Origin of the sequence: Psychrobacter glacincola (assembly GCF_904846215.1) — a bacterium.
In the GTDB taxonomy this organism is placed as follows: Bacteria; Pseudomonadota; Gammaproteobacteria; order Pseudomonadales; family Moraxellaceae; genus Psychrobacter; species Psychrobacter glacincola.
In genome coordinates this window covers 1-23,559 of the sequence record NZ_CAJGZK010000030.1, presented here as the reverse complement: position 1 = coordinate 23,559, position 23,559 = coordinate 1, and the positions used below count along the sequence as shown (strand labels likewise).

Sequence of the window (23,559 nt, the reverse complement as noted above, 5' to 3'; positions counted from 1 at the left end):
ATACTGCCCTTGAAGCTGAAATGGAAGACCATCTCGGCTACCCCAAACATGAAAAGGCGGATAAGCCTAACAAGCGCAATGGGCACACTAAAAAGACCGTCCGCAGTGATACAGGCGATCTTGAAATCTCCACCCCAAGAGACCGTGATGGCGCTTTTGAACCTGCACTAGTGCGTAAGCATCAAACCCGTATCTCAGGCCTTGATGACAAGATCATATTCCTTTACGCCAAGGGTCAAACCACCACCGAGATTGTAGAGAGCATTAAAGAGCTCTACGACGTTGACATCTCAAGCTCTCTTATCTCAAGAATCACCGATAACATATTAGAGGACATCACCGCTTGGCAGAACCGGCCGCTGAGCAGTGTTTATCCTATCGTCTATTTAGACTGCATTGTCGTTAAAGTACGTCAAGATAAACAGATTATCAACAAGGCGATCTATCTGGCACTAGGCGTGGGACTTGATGGTAAAAAAGAGCTGCTGGGTATGTGGTTATCGGAAAATGAAGGCGCTAAGTTCTGGCTAGGCGTTCTCACTGAACTACAAAACCGCGGGGTACAAGATATACTCATTGCCTGTGTTGATGGTTTAAAGGGCTTCCCCGATGCCATCAACACCGTTTATCCTAAAGCTCAGGTTCAGCTGTGTATCGTGCATATGGTGCGCTATTCAATGAAGTTCGTACCTTGGACGGACAAGAAGGCCGTAGCAGCTGATTTAAAGGCCATCTACGGTGCTGATACGCTTGAGATGGCAGAGGCCAACCTTGAGCACTTTGATGAAGTATGGGGCAAAGATTACCCGCACGTGGTCAAATCTTGGCGCAATAACTGGGAGGGCTTAACGGTGTTCTTTGAGTATCCGAAAGACATCAGAAAAGTGATTTATACCACCAATGCGATAGAGTCGCTAAACAGTGTGATTCGGACGGCAGTGAATAAGCGTAAGGTGTTCCCATCTGATCAGGCAGCATTCAAAGTGGTGTACTTAGCCACCCAGCAGGCGTCTAAAAAGTGGTCGATGCCAATCCGTAACTGGACGTCTGCTCTGAATCGTTTTATGATTATGTTTGATGACCGTATCAGTAAGCATTTAATCTAAATGGCAGTTACACAGAATCTGGGATGGTCTCCAAATAGAATTTATTTAACCCCTTTCTCTGCGATTTTTCTTTTCAGAAGTGTTACTAAATTTGTGGTATCGATTTTGCCATCCTCATCTTTATAGTGCAAAGGCGTCACTCCTTGTAAATCACTTGCAAGTTTAGATTCTTGCCCACTTGGAAAAGCAAGTAGTGTGCGCTCTTTGCCCAAATGACCCATAAACAATCCCAATTCAAATACGACATTATCACGCGGTGCAGCTGATTCTACCTCTCTTGATATGACAATATCATCAGCAGTCATGATGGCCAAACCAAAATCATGAGTTTTAACGTGCTGCTCTAAAGACTCTAATGTATAAGAACCAGCTTGAAAAGTCTCTGGTTCACTCCAAAGCGTCACTTCTATATTTGCGTGATGTAAATTAAGCTTTATATCCTCAACTACAGGTATGGCTTCAACGGTGCTCGCGATAAATAACCGTGGCTTTGCATTACGTTGTTGGATTAAGGCATTTTTTTCCTGCATCCTACTATTGTAATCTATAAGCAAAAACTTGTAAGCCATAGGATATTTGTCTAGTAACTCAGTAAACGAATCAACATCAACCTTTACAGTAACTGTATCTACCTTAGCAATTAAAGTTGCTGACCTTGGTTCGGCTGGGTTGATTGCTGACATCTCACCAATAGTGATGCCTGACCCCCTAGAAAATAGTTCTGAGCCATTGACGATCAAGCTTGTGTTACCTGCAATGATGAAGAAAACATCTTGGTCATCATCTCCTTGAGTAATGATGTTATCACCCTGCTCAAAACCTACCACTTGACCTCTTTGCTGAATTTCTTTTGCAAGCTCTATATTTCCATTAACAATTTTTTGCTTTAACAGCTCGCTTATGACAGCTTGATCTTTATTTTTAAATCTTTCTGAAAGCGACATCTTAGTCCCCTATGTATTATTGTTTAACTTACAGTCATCCATTGTCATACAACAATCTACGGCTTCACAAGCTTTCCAAAATTTTCTTTCTTCTAATACTCTTCTTTTTTCATTAAAGGGTATTTGATACAGAATATTAGCGCATTGATGCTTACAATTACCTATCGTTTTATGTCTACGCTTTCCGCTACCGTCTTTGACACAAACACAAAAAGCTCTCTTATTAAGTATTTTATCCTCAATACCTGTGGCTATAAGTTTTGATCCATAATATAAACGATAATGTGATTGGCATGGATAGGATTTAGCAGGACTAACTTCAATAAGTTTAATTTCTTTGAAATCAATACTTAAGTTATTGGCATGCAACTTGAGCAAGCCTTCTTCTACAAGATTCTGATAGTACGCTGCTTCCCCATGACTCCATTCATTAATACTCTTTGGCCACTTTCTATGCTTATTGACGTACTCTTGAGCTCTTAAATACTTTTTAACGACAGAGATCCAATCACTTATTTCTAGGCTATCGACCTTTAAACCTAAGCAAAAATAACCACCCATGTTTATGTGCCTGTTAGGGCAGAAATTTGGCAAAAAACCGCCACTTTCTTTGATCAACAATTCAGAATCAGATTGAGTGGCGGTTAGCTCAAAGCCCTTTCTTTTACCGTTAGACATCGGCACATTCAATGCAAAACAAAGATTGGATGCATTGTCTTTTTTGAAGGCTATACCATCAGCATTGAGGTACTGCTCAAGATCATTTAAATTGGGCATGAGGCTTAAACGCAGGTCGTGATGATATTAGCTCTTCATCCGATGGAGTCGGTACAGAATAAGAGATATCGTCGTACATTGAACTTTCGTTTTTAGCGGTATCTTCTTCTATCGCTTCATTATCAACTTCTTCAATACGCTCAAAGGTTATGTCTGTGGCTGATCTATCAGAAAATAAATCTTCATATTTAGAACCTTCTAATACTCCAAATGCCGTTTTACCGATGCGCGTCTCTGTTTCGTGTTCGCACTGCATTTGTTCTTTTTCGGAGGCTATCGTAGATATCCCTAATGAAAAACGCGTACTATTATCTACGCCCTCTTGACCAACTCTAAGATTAGACACATCACCCAGCTCATAACCAATAGCCAAACCCAAATCGTCGGTTTGAATACCAAATCTATCATTAAGCTTTTCTAGTGATAGGTTAAAGCTGCTTCTAATACCGCCTGATGCCTCAGTGCCAACTTCCACTGTCTTTAGTCTGTCTGTATATTTATTACTACCTTCGCAGATAATGGCATGCATGCAGTCGCCAATAAAACGTACACGCTTACCTTTGAAATCAGTATTGATGCAATCATCCATCTCTGATCTGATCACGTGCAAACAGCGGACAATGTTCTTTTTACCTTGCTCTGAACCAATATTGACGTTCACATAGTTTGTAAATCCATCAATATCGGCATACAAAGAAACCAGCTCTTGTCTTTTAGCCGTCTTATAGTAGTACTTATTAAAGTCAAAATCCTCCAAAGGTGATGCTGCCCGCGAGAACTGAAAATCTTTTAATAGTTTAGGCTCAGGCGCGTTCTTATTAACACTCTCAAGTGACAAACCATTCGGTAGCGTTGTACGATCAACTGATAGTTTGATCTCATCAGAAGTTAACGCTGATGTCTTGGTTTTGTCAGCAGCCACTTTGGACAGTTCAAGAACATCCCTTGCGTTAGTAGTGAGGTAAATTCCTTTTTTGTCACCTGCAGCATGCTTTGCAGCATGATTGGCGGGATTACCTAAAAACAAAGGCTCTTTATTCTTAGCTCGGCCATTATTAACAGCTAAGGCGATACCAGAGTCGATACCCACTCTGATCGTCGCTGCATCGATATAACTGTCGTTACTATCTTTTTTCTGCTGAGCGACAGCATCAATAATCAAATCGCTAAGGGCCACGGCTCTATCTAAGCGCTTCTTCTCATTGTCATAAGGCTTTGTGACGACGGCATGTAGGCGTTGATTGTGGAAGTCTACAAATAAAGACTCGGACTCATCCAATATGTACCTGATGGTTCTAAAATGTGAATCAAAGAATCTAATGGCCCTTTTGTGCGAAGTTTCATTCTCATTACCATCTTTAGTCAATAAGTCTTCAAGATTTAAAATATCAACGTAGATATGGACTGCATCCATTTCATATGCTTTGTTAACTGGTATATTACCCAAACTCATCTCGCGAGTATAAGGCACTATTTCAACATCTTTTACTGAGTCACAAAGTTTATCTATATGACCTTCCGCTCTATCCACATCCCAACTATAGTGCATTTTATATCCTTATTCTAAGTAATCAGTTTTGACATACATGGTGGCTATTACACAATATTTCAATCTAAAAAGAATATAGTTTTCACTTGAAATTAAGATGTTATTTGCTGTAGAGGTAGGTTGTGTCCTTACGGTTCTAGATTGGTATACAACTTTAAGGTCTATTTGATAAAATTTATTAATAAAACATATGTTTATTAATAACGAGTAAGAAGAAGCTGTCTATTAATGACGGAGAGCATAGCTGTGTGTTCAGATATTAACTACCTTCAGTGGAGTTCTTCTCGCTATAAGCGTCTCTTGTGGTACTGCTAAATACTTGTCACGGATATGTTCAAAGTAGGAAGTTAAGCTAGGTGAGCTTATCTTAATAGATGACTGCTTCTTACGATTTTCTTTAACCGTCATTTCAATATATTTTTCAGTCTGCATCCAAGGTTTGTTAGGTAGTATATATCCGTGAGCTTTGAGAGTTTTTGACATCGATTCAGCTATTTTCAGACCAGCCAAGTCATAGTCAGCAAAGATATAGCGTTTACAGTCTTTTTGAGCTAAAGCTTTCAATATAGAAGTTATATTTTTATTGTTATGACCTCGATAGGCAAGCACAGTTACTGCGCCAGTTAACCCTTTTACTAGCTTGGCATGCTGCTCATTAAATCTACAAAATGCATTAAAATTCTCTATGATTATAATGTTATCGATATTCCAATCAGTGAGGTCGTTAATTTCCACACCTAAATAGGCATTCTCTTGAGTTTGCTTATGCGTGTAGTTGTTTGATACATTAATAATATGTTTTTCACTACCTAGTAGACGACACTCAAGAAAGCCTTTGGTAGGTGCTTTACTTAATAATTTATCGTTAGTTGTGATGGCTGTGTTATCTACACGGTCTCTACCTTTTAGCTCATTTAAATTGTGTCTGAGTAGGTCTATCCCTGTTTGAGCTTTTACGATCTCTCTAATACGGCCCCAGCCACCCATATTAATGATCACTTTTCCATTTTCTGTGTAGCCAATACTGGGGTCAAAAGACGCCAATAATACAAGGATATTGTCAGGGCTTCGATAGGTAGCGAATTTCACCCCCAGTATCATCTTCTCTTTCAAGTAATCAAGTTTACCCGCTGTATTTAAGGATTTTTCTAGGTCTACTTCCATATCTGGTCCTTTGATGGCGACTCTTCGTTTCTATTAAACTTTATATATTTAGCATCGATGACATAGCGTGTGTCGCAAGTATCAGAAAGGTTTAGTGATTTTAAATAAACTTTATAGTTAAATTGACCTTTAGATTTAATGATCCTGTCGTCAATAAAATCACTTTTTGCTACTTTTAAGAACAAGGCTAAAAAGGCTTTGTAGCGTATCTTGCGCTTCAAACCTGACAAATCCCAGTACTCCCTGACAGATAAGGCTTTGGTAAAAGGCATGTCGCAATTATCGGCCATATACTGCATAACAAGCAATTTTTCAGGGGAGGGTGGTGGTTTCTTATGTTCTCGGTCAAACTCCTCATACTCACCTTTGTATAGATTATCACTCTTGCGTTTGGGCTTTTTGGCGCTAATTTTACCTACCACAGAGAAAAGAAATTCGCTGTCATCTACAGTTTCAATATTGTGCAAAGTGCCAGCCAAAGCCATACCACCAAAAGCTAAGCCTTTATCCACAATATCGTTATACTCAATATCTATTTTTTCAGGAACGAGTTGACTGTTTCTTAAAGCCTTGCGTAATAGCCAAAGCCTCCTACTTTTCTGATCTTGCTCTTTTTTCAGTTTATCAATTAATATCAGGATTTTTTGTAAGTGGACTCCCATTTCAAGATTGAATCTAGAAATAGAATCCGCCAAATACTCATTCAGTATAGCTGCCGCTGGCGTATACTCGCCATGTAGTTTGCGGAGTTCATCGCGACTTAATATTTCTATTTTTTCGAGTTGAAGTTTGATCTTTTTATTTAAACCTTCAAGAATCTGTCTTTTTACCTTAACGTTTGATGTGTTGTTTAGATCAGAGTTGATGACATACTCGATATTAGCCATCTCACGCCCAAGATATTCAGCGATGGAGATGCAGATATCTCGTATATTAGCCAAATGCATCATCTCTTCACTTTCATCTTCAAACGAATCTGACTGTATTTGCGCTAGGGCAACCTCATTACTGATCTGATGTTTAGACAGTTCAATATCAGGAGCAATATTTGCATTACGAGACTTTCTATCCAGATTCTTTAAGATTGCTGTAAAGTTTGAGCCTAGGGTAATGTTATTAGGATTGATACTGATAACACCACTGTCTTGTAGTATCTGATACTGTTTATGTTTATCGTTGACCAACTCATAGCAGCCATTAGGAGAGTAGGCTTGATAAATCAAATCAGCTTTATCAGTTACAGCTCTACCAAGTGTTCTGATTGTTTCTTCCGATAACCTGAGGCTGACTTTACTCATAACCCAAGCCCTTGCTGCTCAGCAAAGATCTCTTCAGTGGGCTCATCTAATATGTTTTCAGCAATATAATCAAATACATCATATATATAGCCAATTTTTCCTGTTGCTCGATAAATCTTTTTATTGGGTTCAACCAACTTCAGTATTTCGTGCTTCTGGAGTCTTTCTAAAAGAGCAGCTACCTTTTCGTCATTGGGTTTTTTAGAAGCGCCTGTGATCTCAGAAACCTCGTTTAGCATACTTGCAAAATGCTTGTTATTATTTGCTTCTAAAACCAGCTCTGTTTGGCTTAGATTTTCACCAACAGTTAATACATTACCTTCATCGGCTGTTGATAGGCAAGCAATCATTTCTACTATAGGCGCTATGTCATGATAAATTTCATTAAACTGTTTAACCACTGCTCTTCTGTCAGAGTCACTAGGTATATTATTTAAACCAGCATAAACCTCCCCATCACTGAGGGTGACTAGATTGACCCCAAATGGTTGTAGCTGAGACACCATACGATCATAGGCTACTTTGTTATCTCTTAGATGCCTATATGCCTCTGGATAACTCACAGAGCATATAAATTTATTGTTCATTAACAATCTTAGTATTTCATGCTCTTTCATTAGGAAAACACTCCAAATTCCTCAAGTTCTGAATCCTGAGTCAACATATACATATCATCCGTTTGAGAGATTGAGTACATATTTCTGGTTTTATTGTGATGGCAGGCAATATTATTAGCGAATAAGGGGACAACCTCATCATCTGGATTCTCAGGAGCGGCGCACATTGCTGATATACCAAGTTTTTGTAGCAAGTTTAATAACTCACGAGTATTTTGCGGATCTAACACGCCAATTTCATCAATAAAGAATTTCAGCTCGACCTCATCGCTCGATGTGGTTGATATAACTGAGAGCAAAGAAATATAAATGATGAGCTGAGCAATACGCATGGTGCCGTTTGACCCCATATCTTTAAATACCTTTGCTCTTTTGGTTTCCTTGATTTCACCGCCGACCTGTTTGATCCTTAGACTGAAACTAAACTGCTCTGACAGTTTGATATTCATCTGGTTTTGACCAATATAGTCTTGCACGAGTTGTAATTTGGACAGCAGCTCCTGATTAGGCATACGCGTTGTGTCATGGATGTCCTCATTAGCCCATCTTTGATGCGCATCAGTGAAATCAGCCAAGGTGGAATACCATTTGTTTTCTTTGATTCCCGAACTTATAGCTATATGAAGCTCCTCAATGGCTAAAGCTTCTAGTTTTTCACAAACCTCTTTGCATTTGGTATTAATACGCTTCGAAAAATTACTCAAGCTATTATGAGCATCATCTAGCTTTGATTTAAACTCTCTAACTTGGTGAGCTGTGACTCGGTACTGGCCAATGAGTGTATCTTTTTTAATTTCATGCTCGTTGTTTAGGTAGTCGCTAAACTTTCTAGCTTGTATGTACCAGTTTTCCTGATCAGGTATGCTGAGTAGGATACGGTCAGACATTAAGCTCTCAAACATAGACCCATTGGTGGTAAAGGGTTTTCTTATGGTCTTTAGTGCATAAATACCTTTTTCCATATTCTTTTTGGTGTCGCGAACCAAAGATTTGGCATCGTTCAAGACTGCTAAGCTTGCATTATGCAAGTCTTGCAAAGAATGTCCCATATATTCAGGCTCTAAGGTATGGTCTGCAACCAAAGCTTGATCAAAGGCATTACTGGCATTACTTAAGCTTTCTTTGATACTTATCAGATCGGTTTTTGCGCTCTCAATTCGATTGTTAATGATCTTCGCTTTCTCAGCAAGGGATTTGGCATCTTCCTGCTTAGATATCAGAGCTTTATCAAAAGCCGCTTGTTTATCCACTAGCTCAATTGATAGACCATTGCGTTTTTCGAACAGCATAGGTAAATTTCGATATTCTTCATCAATAAACTCATGATAGTGCTTAACGCGGATTTTGGCTTTTTCAGCAACATCTAATTTTGTGGATAGCTGCTGCACTTTGGCTATAGTCTGAGCTATAACGTTATCATCGTAGCCATTTTCATCAATAGCTCTGTCGTGACGTTCTTGAGCCTGATCAGCTTCAAGTTTCAAGCCTTCAAGCTCTTTAACGTATTGTTGCTCTACTGCCTGTTCTCTTTTTTTCTTATCTTCTTTCAGTCGTTCAATAGCCAACTTGTGATTGTTTTCTATCTTCTGCTCAGCGTCATTCATCTTGGCGTCAGTAGCCTTAGATTCTGATACTTTGTCATTAATTTTATTTTTAATTTCGTTTAATTGGTTCTCAATATTACTCTTAGCTTCTTCAATTTCGTTTTCAGCTCTTATTTCTAGCTGTTTTTGCGTCGTTTGTTTATTTTCGATGTCTTTTTCAGTGTTAACCACATTGGTATTTGCCTTATAGACATCTTCATTGGCTTTTTTCTTAGTAAGCTTGGCTTGATGAATTGTTTTTTCGAGTGATGAGATATTAGCTCTACGTTTTAATATCTTATCCTCTAACACCAGTCTTTGCTCAGTAATACTTTCAAGGGTAAGTAGTTTTTGAGGATTATTAGTTGTGTCTATTCTTGATGTATCAAGATACAGACCATACAAAACCTCGTCGTCTGATTCTTTAGGTGCAAGCCATTGAGGTGATAGGTCGGAGCGGTTGAATAGGGATGGATCGATAGTTTTTCGTATCTGATTGATCAAAGGCGAAAGCACTTCATCGGATTCATTTCTCAATAAGAAACTGAGCAATGTGTCATCTTTGAGCAAAGCATATAGGTCATCAATGTTCGAGGTCTTGTCAGCAATATCACTTAATAAGCGTTCATGCTCTTTTTGTAGTTTTTCATACTCATTACTGGTCTTATCTAGATATTTTTCAGCTGCTCTTTGATTTTTTATATCCTGATTAAGTTGAGTTTTAGCATTGTCTAAATTTAGCTTCAGGCTCTCTATTTCATTGGTAAGCTCGATACTACATCTAATATTCTTTAATTCTGATTCCAGATTATTTTTATCGATAATAAGCTGGGTATGTTTTTCCTTGATGGCACTAGACTTGATCTCATATTCTTTTTTAATTAAGTTAAGCTTAGCAGCCTTATCGTCACCTAAATTTGAAAGAGACTCGTAATAACCTGTTTTAATCTGCTGTAGCGTTAACTCTTGTTGTGAAGCTAGTCCACCTTTTTTAGACTCTATTTGCTTCAAATCTTTAGCAAGCTGATTTTTAATGCTTTCGATTATTTTAGTGGCATCTTCTTCGTCTTTGCGTAGAGCTTTGAGTCGCTCATTCTCGTGCTTTATTTGCTCTTCAAGTGACGAGATCCCTCTAATCATATTTTGTAATATGGCCAATGGTTGATGATGCCCAGGTACACCCTCTTCAAAATCTCGTTTCGCTCTTTCAAGCTTTATTATCTTAGAGCTCAGATCATCTATTTCATTCTGCAATTGGCCTTTTTCTTTATCCCAAGCAATTTCAATCTTGGTAATTGCTTGCTCTAGAGCTTCAACTTTTAATTTGACATCATCTTCAATGGTTTTATTTTCTGCAATCTTTGTATCAAAGGCTTTGACTAAGCCTCTGAGCGTCTTAACTATTATCGATAGGGCGTTTTGATTAGAGGCGTTTTGCTCAACATATTGGCCTAGTTCGTTAAACTTACCTCTAAGTTGCTCAACCTCATTCCATGAGTTGCGATCTGAAAGCCACTTATTGGTATCAACCCCTTGAGAATCTATAGAAATCTCATTATTCTGAACTTTATTTTCCGTCTTCATTGCTTCAACCAAAAACTCACATATTTGATCAAACTCAATTTTACTTTTTAGAATATTGCTAGCGATTAAGGAAAATCCGTAGAAGCTACCTTTACCGACAGCCAGTGAGTAATCAGGACGAAGCGAATTGATGGTCTGTAGAGCTTTAGATGAACGAATAGAGGCTTTTAAGCGTCTATTAGGACAATTAGATATGATGGCCTCGTAAGCCAGCTGCTTGATATTATTTGAGACGTTAAAACCTTGAGATTCGATTATGCCTTTAACTTCTTCAAACTGCCTAAATCTTCGCTGATTGGTAGCATCTTTTGTGACAAACCAGGTTTCATTGTATCCAGCATTGATAAAGTTGAAAATTTGTTGCCCCTCACTGCTCCGCCTGAGGATCACGCATTTTTTTTCGCCCTGTCTTCTATATTCATAAACCAAGTAACTGTCATCATAAGGAAGATAAAAGTCAATAAAGCTTTTAACCGCTTCATTCTTTTTAGAAACCTCACTCAATCTAGTGCCAAAAAAAGGAATGACTGCTCCCATCAAGGTGGTTTTGCCTGCGCTATTGCGCCCCGTAATGATTGTGTTATCACCAACTTCAATAAGGTGGCTTTGACCTTTAGGGTAACTGTTGATCAATGCGACACGTAGAAGCTTATTGATATCTTTTATAACTGGTTTCGTATTGTCTTCGTTTGCTATGCTTAAGGCTTCATCCGTTTTCAGCATCTTTAATCCTTTCTATAATATATAAAACCAAGTTTTAAATTCTTGAGTTATTTCAGTCCACTTCATTTCACTTTTATTATGAGTGTTCACAATCATATCAATATTATCGTATTTTTAAGAGATTTAGGCATTAGTTTGTATGAACAACTAAACAATATACGACAACTATTGTCGCATCAATTTCTAAGCTATTATTAGAATCATTAAAAAAGCCAAATACACTTAGTATTTGGCTTTGGTCTTAGGCACTTGAACTGTATTTGGCGCTTTAGGCTTTACACTACTTTAAATTATTTATTGTAATTGAGTAGTTAGTATTTTGCGCACTTCCTAGGGTAGCATAACCCACTTGTCCAATAGCCTGCTGTGGTTTGTAAGGATTAAACAGTTCATCGAGAGTGTAATGAAAACCACAATCTTCTATGCCAAACACGTAATCAAAAAATACTTTAGTCATGGCAGATTGGGGATGACTAGCGTCACGATGAGACTTGTTAGAATACCAACTACCACTAGATATCTTACCGAAAACCCGTTCGATATTACCTGAAATGGAGTTTGAGGCATGCTTTCTAGTAATATTTGGTTTCTGCACGTATGCAGCGGCACTTTCAACCGCTTTATAGATTATATACTGCATAACAGAGACAGAGCATTCAGCTAAACATGCTCTAAGTAAGCTTACAAGCTTCTCACCAATAGGCGGTGCCAAATTGTTTAGTTTTGACCTAGTAATCAGATAGCTTAGGCACTCTCCTAGCTGTATTTGCTGACACCATATTTCAAACTGAGTATTGCTGACTAAAGCACTGATATTCTTTTTGGATTTAGCATCTACCATTATTTTAGTCAGGTCATTAGTCTCATAAGCAAACTCAAAAGTTGCCTGATAATAATCAATCTCTAACTCTTTTTCTTCATTGACACTAACATATTCATAGCTCTCTTCAGGAGCCAATAAAAGTAGATTTAGCTTGAAAAGATGGTGAAGTATTTTTTGATCTAGTCCAAAGAACGGTGATAAAAATAGTGATATATTATCGCGCAGAGAGATCGTGGTTTTTAGGTTTTCTGCTCCTAGGCTTTCTATAGTTGCAGCAAGTAAAAGCTTATCTACTTCATTAAGCTCAGTTATTAGCGGGACCGCAGTTAATTGCGCACTTCTATAGTCATTAATATATTCGAGAGCCGCTTGTCTTCGTTCTTCTTCTAAACGCTTTTGTTCAAGCCGATACTCTAGATACTCTTGTTCTCTTCTTTCTTGAAGCACTTTCCAACAACTGTCACAACGCCAACTATCAGGTTTTAATTGAGTCAGCTGTGAACGAGTATAGCAAACCTTAGTTTTACCACATTCTATGCATTGGCAGTCTAGTACAACAAGATGAGCATTTGCTTTAACAATACTGGGTACGTCTTGATGTTTAAGGCCAAACTCCTGACCTATTTCTTTACAAGTATATATATAGCCACTTCGTTTATCGCTCTCACGTAGCCAGTACTTCTCACAGATAAGTTTATTCGTCTCTGTAGCTTCTGACTGATACTCTAGTTTTGTTTTCATACCTACCTTTAATACCGACTATATCCCGTGGATATTATAGCCTACCACTGTGAGTATTGCTATTTTTAGCAGTGGTTAATGAGATGACGACAGATGAACGTATGATTGCTTTTGGAAAGCGTGTTCGTGAGGTACGAAGAAATAAAGGAATATCTCAGGAAAAACTGGCTGAATTAGCAGGAATCGATAGAAGCTATATGGGAAATATTGAGCGTGGTGAGAAGAATATCACGCTCAAAAAGGTCTATGAAATTTGTGATGCTTTAAAGGTTGATATTAAAGAATTGATTTAATAGAGCTAGTATGTAGGAATTTCATAACACTAAACCTGAACGAGCTTGAAAAGTTTCAGAAGCAACATGAAACGAAGAACGATAAGGAGTATAGAGTCTGAGGTGGTTTGCTTGAAAACCTTTGTAATACTCATAGGGCTAAAATGAAGTTGATAATATCTGCACTGAAATAGTTAACTATAAGTTGTAAAAAATATATCAGATAATTAAGTAAAGTCCAAAATGATATGTTTTAGTTGGCCTATATTGGCATGGTTATCAGACTCATAATAACTGCTATGTAAAGGGAATGTTTTAGACACCAAGCTTTCAGCACTTTTACCATCTAATGCAAGTAGCTTATTAATTCCTTCTACTGTTTTTTGCTCATTACCTTCTATAAGATAACCTATCATATTTCCTAATGGGTATTTTTGAGAAATAAACCTATCCATACCCTCATTGATATAAGCTCGCTTTAAAGTCGAGTCTTTTTCTTTCAAACGTTTGGCTTCCATCTGACAGGTGTGTCGATTTTTACTCCATATTTTGAATAATACTAAATCTAATCTTGAAAGCTTATCGGCATAACCTTTGGTTTGTTTATTTAAAGATACTAATAACTTACGCTCAGTTATAGCTGTTATTTCCTTATCTATAGAGGCTTTGTTGCTATTGATATAGCAACAAAGCATTTCTGTAAAATCGTTTTCATACCATTCTAATTGATACTTTTTTTCAGAAAGCGCCTGACTATAGGCATTTATCAGTAATTCAATACAGTCTTTCTCGAAAGCATTCTTGAATGCATTTTGAATAGTAATTGATAGTGCCATTTAAACCCCGTTAAGTATTTCAAGGATCAAGTTGGAACCATCTTCCATCGCCATAGATTTTGACCAAAATCGACGTTGGTTTGGACGAATAATAAAAATATTATCATCTGATTTATAGTTTAATGTTTTTCTAAAATAAATATTACTCGCCTTTTCTTCCCAAAGTTTTTCATCTAATAGCTTTAATTGAGCAGATATATTCTCACTAGAAATTTGTATTGTTTCTTTTACTTCAGAAAATGATAGCTTCACAATCATCAGCGGACTATAGTGGCTAATATCGAAAATAGTCGCATTTACATACAAATTTTGATCTTCAATAAAGGCGTTTAAATTGTCAATAATGACTTTTGAATAATCCGTTATTTGATCTTGCTGTACTGAATGTAAAGCAATGGACTGTGACTGTTTGTCAAATAAATCTAAGTTGTAGGTTAAATTGTCACTAATAGTTAAACCTGCTTCTTCTGAGGCATCAAAGATATCAGATACTAGAATAGAATCTATTTCTTGTTCTATTTCAGATATTCTTGTATTAGCTAAGTTAAACTCAGACTGAATGGTCTTAATTTCATTGAATTTATTTTCTATTAAAAATAGTGTTTCATTACTCAACAATGGCATCAAAGCTGGGCTTTCTAAGATTTCATCCATGAAAATCTGTTCTCTTTCGATACCCCAAGACGAGCTTGTTAAAAACAATAAATATGTCATCACTTTGGAGTTAAGAACACAAACCAAGACTTTCTTGTCCTGTACAGCTACACTGCCGTTAAATACATAACAAGCAGTTGTACAATAAGAAAAATAATCAATATAAGAAGCTGTAAGTCTCTTTTTATGTTGACCTTTTTTCATGATGACAAAGGGTGGCTTAAATAGCCCTTTATTAATTGACCTAAATTCTTTTAGATTAGGTTCAGAAGCTGATTCAGGCGTATAGTATCTTTCGATATATCTAGTATTAATGACTTTTTCAGGAGTAAAGTTGATATGACTTTGTTCCCCATGAAGACCTACTTTTGGTTCTTCCCACTTATTGTTTGAGTTTTTTAAAAACTCTTTCATAGAAGATGTTTTGTCCGTTAAATCTTCAATCAACTTCCAATCTGCAACACCTCCCCACATAGCAATTTTCCATATTTTGCTATTTGGATTTTGACACTCTACTCTAGGTAGATGCTTTATATCTGTACGGTCAATCTGCAAACCTTCAATCACATTAGATTTAACATAGGTTTTGGGTGCAGCATACTCAATTTGAGTCGATGGGTTTTCAGGTGTTTGGCTTTGATAATAAACAATACTTATTGGTCCAACAGCATCACCAAATAAATGACCACCAAAACTCTTCGGAGCTTTCCGCAAAATTGAAAAATTGAAAACTTTTTCTACATAACATTCATTAAACAGCCATTGCCTAAAACTTTGATATGTACCACCCGTGTTAGTCAATACCTTAGTATTGAAGATCAGTGCAATTTCTCCATGGGGTGCAAGGTCGACTGCTTTATGTAAAAAAGGTAATACCATTTCTTTGGCAAAATTATACTTATCGCAATACTGCCGAATTGATTGCGACAGTTGTTTAGTACCAAAAGGCGGATTACCAACGATTAAATCAAACCCATTACTCTCAACTTCTTCATTTACTTCGATTGTATCTCTACAAAATAAATTATGGCCTTGAATCTTTATTGTGTGATCATTTGGATCATTGATTAAATTAGGTAATAAATGACTCTCTTTTTGCCAAATAGTTTTTGGATCTAGGAAATCGACCAAAGCAAGGTATAAACTAAAAGTTGCAACTCTAATTGATTGTGGCTCTATTTCTATCCCAAAAATATTTTCTGTCAGCAATTTCTTTAGTTTTTTGAAATCAGTGAGCTTTTTGCCATGATGATTTTCATAACGTTTGACAAGGCGTTTAAAGCTTTCAACCAAGAAGATCCCTGAACCACAGCTAGGGTCAAGGATTTTGACATTATAGTTAGTATATGATTTAGCAGTTGGAAGTTTTTCATTAAGAATAAACTCAACTAATGATGGAGGTGTATAAAATGTTCCTGATCGTTTTTTCTGTTCTGGATTGGACTCTAATAAAAAACGTTCGTATATTTCACTCAAAAGCTCTATTTGAATAATACTGAAGTCAAATAATCGCCATTCAGAGAATAAGTCAACTTGCGCAGTATCTTCATTACCACTAATAAAGCACTTACGAATAACGGCTAGCTGTTCTTTAGTAACCAACTTCATCTCGTCTGCTTTGACAGTAAACACATTACCATTGAAATGTGCTTCTAGCTTTCGATATAGATGATAAGTATCTTCTACATTTTGTAGAATATCAAAATAGCATGTTGCTTTTGCATTGATCTGCTGATAAAGATTGTCATCAGTTGCACCACGATCTTCTAGGTATAACAAAAAAACGGAACGTAAAATAAGTTTATGAATTAAATCTTCTGATAGTCCGTCAGCTTCAAGTTGTTTGGTCGTTTCTACCAAACTATCAACTAAGTACCTATCAACTCGACGTTTCAAGTTTATTTTTGTGCGAATCTTATCAGATTCTTCCAATGTCCAGACAATACCAGTATCTATCGCAATTCTAGAAAAAACTCTATTCAGTTCTTCTAGGTGTTGTTGATTAGATAAGCTGTATTTTCCAATCTCTAAACCTTCTAGTTCTTTTTCATAATCTGTTTGTTGTGCCTTTAGGATTGGCTTTCCTGCACAGTTATAAATGCGAATTTCAGTGTCAGAAAACACATATAAGAATAAAACCTTCTTATAATTCCAGATATTTTTTTGTGTTTCGGCAATTTCAAGAAGTGCCATGGAATCAAATGTTGAAACTTTTTTTAGAAAAATAGCTGGGAAGCTAGAGCCGTTTTCATCAGTATTAAGATATACTAAATCTACATTTAAATCTTTAACCTGCTGTAAAACAATAGCTTCACTTTCCGTACATTCATTTGAATGAACAGAAACCGCTCTATTGAAGCCCAAAGAGGCTATTAAGTCTTTTCCAGCATCGATTAGCATAGTAATTCCGCCAAGCTCTCTATGATAGAAATCAACTTTTTATCATAGCATTTCTACATTATAGTATCTATTGTTATTCAATGCTGTAGTAGGCAGTCCACATCTCATTGTATAAAGCAAGATCTTAATTAGGTTGTAGTATATTCCAAAGCATTCTTAATAATATCCTTTACCAAGTCATCCTGAAACTGGGTGCTAAAGCTGACGTTAAGCCCGTCTGCTTCCATCTGATTAAATAAACGCTCAGCATGCTTAATCTTGCGGTTTTCCTCTGCTCTCAGACTATCAGACGATGCAGTGTCTTTAGTTTCAATGATTAAATTGAGTATTTGACCTTTTTCAGTTTCAACAACATAAGCAAAATCAGGTGAGTAAGTACCACCCCCAGCTATTGGTATTCTAATCGAATTGCGAGGGATCTTACTAAATACCGTCACATGCTTTATCTGCTCTTTAATATTCTGCTTTTCTAAAAGCGAATCATAGAAAACATCCTCAAAAAGAAAGTCATCACTAGGCTTACCTTCATCATATTGAACGCCTAGCTGACCTGATTTTAACTCGAGTAAAGGTGAGCCAGTTGAATCCGTATAGCTAGTAGGATGAACTTGATTAGATATGATGTTATAGCCTATCTCAAACTTCTGCATAGCATTTTGGAACAGATATAGCTTTATCCCATCAGCAAACTTACGGATAGTTTGGATGTTCAAATAATCATTAATGTCGAGACCCTGTTCACCTTTGTCTTTCAGATGTTTGAGAGTAACAAAAGCTTTATGTAAGGTTGGAAGTTTTATATACGTTTTTTCAGATAACTGGCGTAAAAAACTGCCGTAACTCATGGTACTGATTTTTGCGAAGTCTTCCTCATCATCATATACACTATGATAACCAGCTTGATTATTGTGGATATGAAGCTTCGACACTTTTGTTACTAGCCCAGTCTTACTGAAGTTATCGGCAGCAATCTCTTGCTTGAGATAATCCATAAGGAGCTTTTCATAGAAATTGCTCTCATCTTCAAACTGGTATTCTAAAATGGCACGCTGGTTAATCAGCTCCCATAACTCTTTGAGCTCTTCATACTTACCAAGTCTAACTTTGGTTTTCGCTTTTGTATCCTCTTTAGATTTATTCTCAATTTTGCCTTTTTTAAGTGCTTTACCAAAGGCATCAGGATAGAGGCCTTTAAGGGCTTGATAACCACCATCCAAGAACTTCTCGTCATCATCAATTAAGTTTTGGTCATAAAGTTGATTGCTGAGCTCTCTTTTACTCACTTCATAATGATTTTTGATTTGCTCAACTAGCTCATTGTTCAGCTCTTCTGGCACTACTTCTGAAGCAGAGGTCTGATTAATCTCTTGAGTCAGCTCCTCTACGAAATCCTTTTCTGTAAAGTCGACATAATAGTTTAAGCGAAAGTCATCGGTCTTCTCCCTCGCCATGTGTTCATTAACAGGAAGACGCAGCCCTCGACCAACTTCCTGTAATTTAGAAGTCGTACTACCACTTGAACGGAGCTTACAGATTTGAAAGACGTTTGGATTATCCCACCCCTCACGTAACGTCCATTTAGAGAAAATAAATCGTCTAGGGTTATCTAGTGACAATAAACTTTCTTTATCATGCAAAATTTCGTTAATCTCAGCTTCAATCTTTTCATCGTTACCCGTGTTATCTTTTGAAAAATAGCCACCATGGGTAAGGCTGATATCTTTAATAGTACGCTGTAAATATTGCTTATAGAATGGATCTGTTTCTTTAGCAAGATAGGACTTAGCTATTGCTAGTACCCAAGCCTCAAACTGTGTTTTTAAACTGCCAGCGAGCTCATTACCGTCTCTATAACCTTCGATATCATCAATGAAGAACAATGTTAACGGTTTGATACGAGGACTGCGAGTAAGTAGCTCTCGCTCTAGCTTAAAATGCTCTTTGATAGCCTTTTGAATCATACTGTCTTGAAGTGATTCATGATAAGAATAGGGGTTGATACTTTCGTCTTTTTTAAGCTCAATACCGTTACTAAGAACCAAAGTAGTTTTATTTAATTTTTCGATATTTAAACTATGTATCGCTGAATGGATACTTGACAGTGAATCATTATTACCAAGTATATGGCGAGTCTTAGTACCATTTTCGCTAAGCTCAAACTCGGCTTCTTTACCATCCAATGACTTTAAAGTGAGCTTAGCAGCATCGTTGCCTGACAAGGTTTCAACATAGGCGGTAACTCCTTTGACTAGGTCTTGGTTAAAGGCATCAACAGCAGTTAGATGGTAAATGAGGTTTTTATATTCATCGTTGAAAGTTGCACCATAGCGTAGCGTGAACTGTGCTTCTAAGTTTGATATGCTTTTCCAAGTTTTACCAGTTTGTGGAAACTTATGCGGCTCGTCTATGATAACGACAGGATTGATACCTGCTAAAGCATCGATTGCTCTATCATACTTCTCTCCAAGCAACGCTCGATCAAATCTTTCTTCTTGGATAGTCGGTGAGTTGATCATGCCTTGGTTAATCACCAAGACGTGAATTTTACTCTTATCACCGTGACTAGCATTGACAAACTGAGTCACAGACTCTGGCATATACGATCTTTTACCTTTCTTACTTTTTTTGCTCTCAACTACATAAGTGACAATTTGCTTATCATGATATTCACCTTGAAAATCATGGCGAAAGTGCTCACGTAAAGCGTCACTTTTTAAGAAGTTTACTGTACCAGCTTTGATAGAAAGAGTGGGCACGACGACGATAAACTTAAACAGCCCATAGATTTTGTTAAGCTCATACATGGTTTTGGTATAGGTATAAGTCTTACCTGTACCCGTTTCCATTGATATATCAAATACAGGGTCGTCACTGCGTTTATCTGTGCCAAATATACCGTTATCTTTTTGCACTTGTTCAATATCAGTGGCTAGCGCTATAGCTTTAAAACTGATCTTAGGGTTGATATATTGATTGATGGTATAGTCTCTTGAAGAATGAAACTCTACGTTTGCAAACGACTTTATTAACGCAGTAATCGCCTTTTCTTGGTGAGGTAGATTTGGTTCAAAGTTAAAGCCTGCCATAGTCACTCTCGTATATGAAGTTAAAAAAGAAAATAGCTATCAAAAATTTAGTATCTAACAATAATATTGATCGTGATCTTCTTTTTGTTTTGATAGCTTTTGATGGCTTCGTTTAACTCCATCTGTATGGCGGTATCGAAGTTGTAGCCATTAACTATAACTCTATCTGGCGTAAAATCTTTATCTTCATCTAACTTGTCTAACAAGCACTTCAAGTTTTGAGTCCCAAAGTCAGAGGCGATGAGATAGAGGTTTTTGTTCACCAGCTCGGCGTTATAGCCCTGTAAGTCTATACTTGTAATGTCTGCAGTTAGCTCATTGTTATCGTAAATCATCCATGTCGTCAGCAGCGCTTGATACTGCTCATCACTTAATACCATATCGTCAAATAAGCTTTCATTGGCAACTTCAAAATCATCATCTATCTTGGGACGAAAGTCATCTATGGTCTCAAAAACTTTAAAACCTAGATCGCCCTGATAATCTGAATTTTCTTTAGCAATTCTTTCAGCTACTTTCGTGATACGAGCTTTAGTAATATCGAAAATATTTTTGTAACCCGCTTTATGAGCGGCCTTAGTGCTATCAGTAGGCTCTGGCAGCTGCATACAAATAAATTTCCGGTTACAGTTATCATCTATGTTCAGATCCATAACAGCATGGGCAGTAGTACCTGAGCCTGCAAAAAAGTCTAAGACAATAGCATTTTGAGAGTTTTGCACCGATGCGATTAAGGTTTTGATAAGCGACGTTGATTTTGGTCTTGAAAAATAGCTCTTACCCTTAAATAGTTTCTCTAACTCAACACCACCATCACTTTTAGTCGATAAAACCGATCTAAGAAGGAATTGTTTTACTTCTTCTAAATATGTGATTGAACTAGGCTGGGTGTTCTCGTCGGCTGCAAACCAGATTCGACCGCACATGAAACTACCATCGTGAAGCTCTTTTACATCTGTGTATTCATTGTTTATCCTTTTTGCTGCTTTATTAAAAGTATCTAACTTCCATCGCCAGCCACGATCAGGCATTTTTACTGGATTTCCTGTCTTAGGGTGAGGTATTACGTAGTCAGGCCCAAATGTATCTTGATTTGGCCAGCTCATATTTATTTTTCCCCATAGCTGATAATCCTCATCCATGGAGTTATAAAGCGTTATACCTCTATCATAATCATTTTTCTTATAAAATCTTTTTATTTCATTTTCTGATTCTGAAATAGGTTTTTTGTCTCTCTCCAGTTTTTTCAATAACTCTTGTATATCGTCAAGCCCCTCTTTAGGCATTAAAAACTCATGTTTTAGACTTGAGTTTTTTGCATAAAGCAGGATGTACTCATGAATATTTCCAATTCCCTTATCGTTTTTAGGAATTCGTTTATTCCAGCAAATACATTCAATAAAATTAACCTCACCAAAAATCTCATCACACAAAATTTTTAATTGAGAGAGCTCATTCTCGTCAATGGAGATAAAGATCACGCCATCGTCGCGCATGAGTTCACGAGCGATATATAGCCTTGGATACATAAAGGTTAACCAAGCGCTATGGCTATTCGAGCCTTTAGCATTAAAACTAAGAACACGCTGTGCTTCAACTTTATCGATGCCTGCTAGTCGGCTTAAATCACTTACTGTGAACTTAAAATTATCCTTATAAACGAAACCATCTGACCCCGTGTTATAAGGAGGATCAATGTATATCATCTTAATTTTTTCACGGTAGCCATTGACCAAATGCTTCAACACTTCAAGATTATCACCTTTAATCAGTATATTGCCGCTATCACTGTTTTCAGGGCTCTCATTATGTGTTGTATCAGGTTTTAATAGCTTTTGAGGAGGTAAGTTGGTTAACAGCCTAGCATAGGCTTTACCAAGCCAGTTTAAGCTATATGACTCCTTGACCATATCTACTTCGTTGGCTTTTACGACCTCCATCATCTTTTCAGGCTGAAAATGGCCATCCTTGTCAAAACATTGAGGAAAGTGCTTCTTTAAAATAGCAATTTGTTTGCTATTTGCCGTTTCAGTTTCATCAAAGAGAGTTTCGGTAGGCAGGTTGGTCATGATACTTCCTAAGGTGTAAGGTAAAAGGAGCGCTTATATAACTGATTTGGCATTATGACAAAGTCATTATATCCAAACAATGAGACAAATATTTCAAACGACACATATTGTCGTATATGCTCGGCTAATGTGAATTATTAATCAGCTAACCTGCTATTATAACTTTATAAAAATCGATAGTCATGAAATAGGAGTAGATAAGATGTTTGAGATAAAAGGATTGGATCAACTGAACAAGACATTAAGTGAGTTGGGCAAAGTGACCGATGAGCTTGAAGGTGAATTAGGAACCATACAGTTCGATGCTGAAAGTGCTGAAAGCATTGAGTTAGCTATCGTTGAAATGGAAAATATGGTTGATAAAAAGTTCGAAAATTACGCTTCAAATCCTGTGGCTATCGACATAGCTAACGGTGTCAAGGCAGCCTATAGGCAAATGATTGTAGATAAAGCAAGTGAAGCAAGAATACAGGCTGATAGTGAGGAGAATGAAAATGGCCGTTGATCTATTCAAAAAAATTGATAATACCGTGTTAGATCTCCAAGCCTCACAAAGCCAAACCTATGAAGGGTTGCTTGAAAAGCTAGCTCAGTTGTTACGCCATGAAGACTTACAGCCTTTCAATGAAACACTTAATCAAAATATTGATTTAGAACAATTTCTAGAGGCAAGCTATGCCACTCAGCAAGGGATGTTTGGCACTAGCAAACTACAGTGGACTGGTAATGATAAAAAAGACCTGGGGCTAAAGTATGCATTAGTTCAAAAACTAGGTGATGATACAAGTTATGCGTCAAATTTTGCATACGAGTTTTTTAGTAGCCGCGATAATAAAATAATCTCTTGTATTCATAATTTAGTTAGAGGATTAATCATTCCATTTGTGCGCGACTACAAAGAATATGTTGCTTCAAATAGCAAAATTGAGCCTGAGCTTAAGACATATGACGCTAACGCTGTAGCTCAATCTAATAGAAAAGTATTTGTCGTTCATGGGCATGACGATCATGCAAAAGAAATGATGGCACGTTTTCTAGAAAAAAATGATTTTGAAGCTATTGTTCTTCATGAACAGGCAAGTGGTAATAAGACGATTATTGAAAAAATTGAGCATTATTCTGATGTAGGGTTTGCAATTATATTACTGACTCCAGATGATGTAGGCAAATCGAAAAATGCAGATAATTACCACCCTCGGGCCCGTCAAAATGTGATTTTAGAGTTGGGTTATTTCATGGGCAAACTTGGTCGGAACAAGGTATGTGCATTCAAATCAGGTGATTTAGAAATTCCAACAGATTTTAGCGGTGTTATTTGGAACCCGTTAGATAA

Annotated in this window: 16 protein-coding genes; 4 read left to right on the top strand and 12 right to left on the bottom strand. The window is 37.1% G+C overall.

The window, feature by feature from the left end; all coding sequences use genetic code 11:
• On the top strand, nt 1–1,106 hold a 1,106-nt coding region (locus tag JMW90_RS12600; RefSeq protein ID WP_201564617.1), incomplete at its 5' end, for an IS256 family transposase.
• A gap of 41 nt (nt 1,107–1,147) precedes the next feature.
• On the opposite strand, the gene JMW90_RS12595 is transcribed toward JMW90_RS12600, so the two are convergent.
• From JMW90_RS12595 to JMW90_RS12560, 8 genes are all read right to left on the bottom strand, one after another.
• On the bottom strand, nt 1,148–2,050 hold the full coding sequence (locus JMW90_RS12595) for a TIR domain-containing protein (RefSeq protein WP_201564616.1): 903 nt from the start codon (nt 2,048–2,050) through the stop codon (nt 1,148–1,150).
• 9 nt (nt 2,051–2,059) lie between these two features.
• The gene (locus tag JMW90_RS12590) at nt 2,060–2,827 is read right to left on the bottom strand and encodes an E2 domain-containing protein (RefSeq protein WP_201548679.1); all 768 of its coding nucleotides are present in this window, start codon (nt 2,825–2,827) and stop codon (nt 2,060–2,062) included.
• On the bottom strand, nt 2,811–4,376 hold the full coding sequence (locus JMW90_RS12585; RefSeq protein WP_201548677.1) for a transcriptional regulator: 1,566 nt from the start codon (nt 4,374–4,376) through the stop codon (nt 2,811–2,813). The genes JMW90_RS12590 and JMW90_RS12585 overlap by 17 nt, the downstream gene beginning before the upstream one ends.
• A gap of 252 nt (nt 4,377–4,628) precedes the next feature.
• The gene (locus JMW90_RS12580) at nt 4,629–5,540 is read right to left on the bottom strand and encodes a DUF7281 domain-containing protein (protein ID WP_201548676.1); all 912 of its coding nucleotides are present in this window, start codon (nt 5,538–5,540) and stop codon (nt 4,629–4,631) included.
• A complete protein-coding gene (locus JMW90_RS12575) occupies nt 5,531–6,838 on the bottom strand; it encodes a hypothetical protein (RefSeq protein ID WP_201548675.1) in 1,308 nt (435 codons plus the stop codon). The genes JMW90_RS12580 and JMW90_RS12575 overlap by 10 nt, the downstream gene beginning before the upstream one ends.
• Complete coding sequence (locus tag JMW90_RS12570; protein ID WP_201548674.1) at nt 6,835–7,455, bottom strand: condensin complex protein MksE; 621 nt, start codon at nt 7,453–7,455, stop codon at nt 6,835–6,837. Before JMW90_RS12570 ends, JMW90_RS12575 begins: the two co-directional genes overlap by 4 nt.
• The gene (locus JMW90_RS12565; RefSeq protein ID WP_201564615.1) at nt 7,455–11,345 is read right to left on the bottom strand and encodes an ATP-binding protein; all 3,891 of its coding nucleotides are present in this window, start codon (nt 11,343–11,345) and stop codon (nt 7,455–7,457) included. The genes JMW90_RS12570 and JMW90_RS12565 overlap by 1 nt, the downstream gene beginning before the upstream one ends.
• A gap of 280 nt (nt 11,346–11,625) precedes the next feature.
• A complete protein-coding gene (locus JMW90_RS12560) occupies nt 11,626–12,909 on the bottom strand; it encodes a hypothetical protein (protein WP_201548672.1) in 1,284 nt (427 codons plus the stop codon).
• Nucleotides 12,910–12,992: 83 nt separating this feature from the next.
• Between JMW90_RS12560 and JMW90_RS12555 the strand changes: the two genes are divergently transcribed.
• A complete protein-coding gene (locus JMW90_RS12555) occupies nt 12,993–13,202 on the top strand; it encodes a helix-turn-helix domain-containing protein (protein WP_201548671.1) in 210 nt (69 codons plus the stop codon).
• 206 nt (nt 13,203–13,408) lie between these two features.
• Here the strand turns inward: JMW90_RS12555 and JMW90_RS12550 are convergent, their stop codons facing one another.
• The 4 genes from JMW90_RS12550 to JMW90_RS12535 form a co-directional block, all read right to left on the bottom strand.
• The gene (locus JMW90_RS12550) at nt 13,409–14,017 is read right to left on the bottom strand and encodes a hypothetical protein (protein WP_201548670.1); all 609 of its coding nucleotides are present in this window, start codon (nt 14,015–14,017) and stop codon (nt 13,409–13,411) included.
• Nucleotides 14,018–17,071, bottom strand: coding sequence for an HsdM family class I SAM-dependent methyltransferase (locus JMW90_RS12545; RefSeq protein WP_201548668.1), 3,054 nt, complete (start codon nt 17,069–17,071; stop codon nt 14,018–14,020).
• A 128-nt stretch (nt 17,072–17,199) separates the two neighbouring features.
• Complete coding sequence (locus JMW90_RS12540; RefSeq protein ID WP_201564614.1) at nt 17,200–20,157, bottom strand: type III restriction-modification system endonuclease; 2,958 nt, start codon at nt 20,155–20,157, stop codon at nt 17,200–17,202.
• 47 nt (nt 20,158–20,204) lie between these two features.
• Entirely contained in the window at nt 20,205–22,226 is a 2,022-nt protein-coding gene (locus JMW90_RS12535) for a site-specific DNA-methyltransferase (RefSeq protein WP_201564613.1), read from the bottom strand.
• Between the two features lie 202 nt (nt 22,227–22,428).
• Here JMW90_RS12535 and JMW90_RS12530 point away from each other — a divergent pair, with 202 nt between their 5' ends.
• Together JMW90_RS12530 and JMW90_RS12525 are read left to right on the top strand one after the other, a co-directional pair.
• Nucleotides 22,429–22,731, top strand: a complete 303-nt coding sequence (locus tag JMW90_RS12530) for a hypothetical protein (protein WP_201564612.1) — start codon at nt 22,429–22,431, stop codon at nt 22,729–22,731.
• Nucleotides 22,721–23,559: TIR domain-containing protein (locus JMW90_RS12525; RefSeq protein WP_227691965.1), on the top strand; the 839-nt coding region annotated here is incomplete at its 3' end. The genes JMW90_RS12530 and JMW90_RS12525, both read left to right, overlap by 11 nt.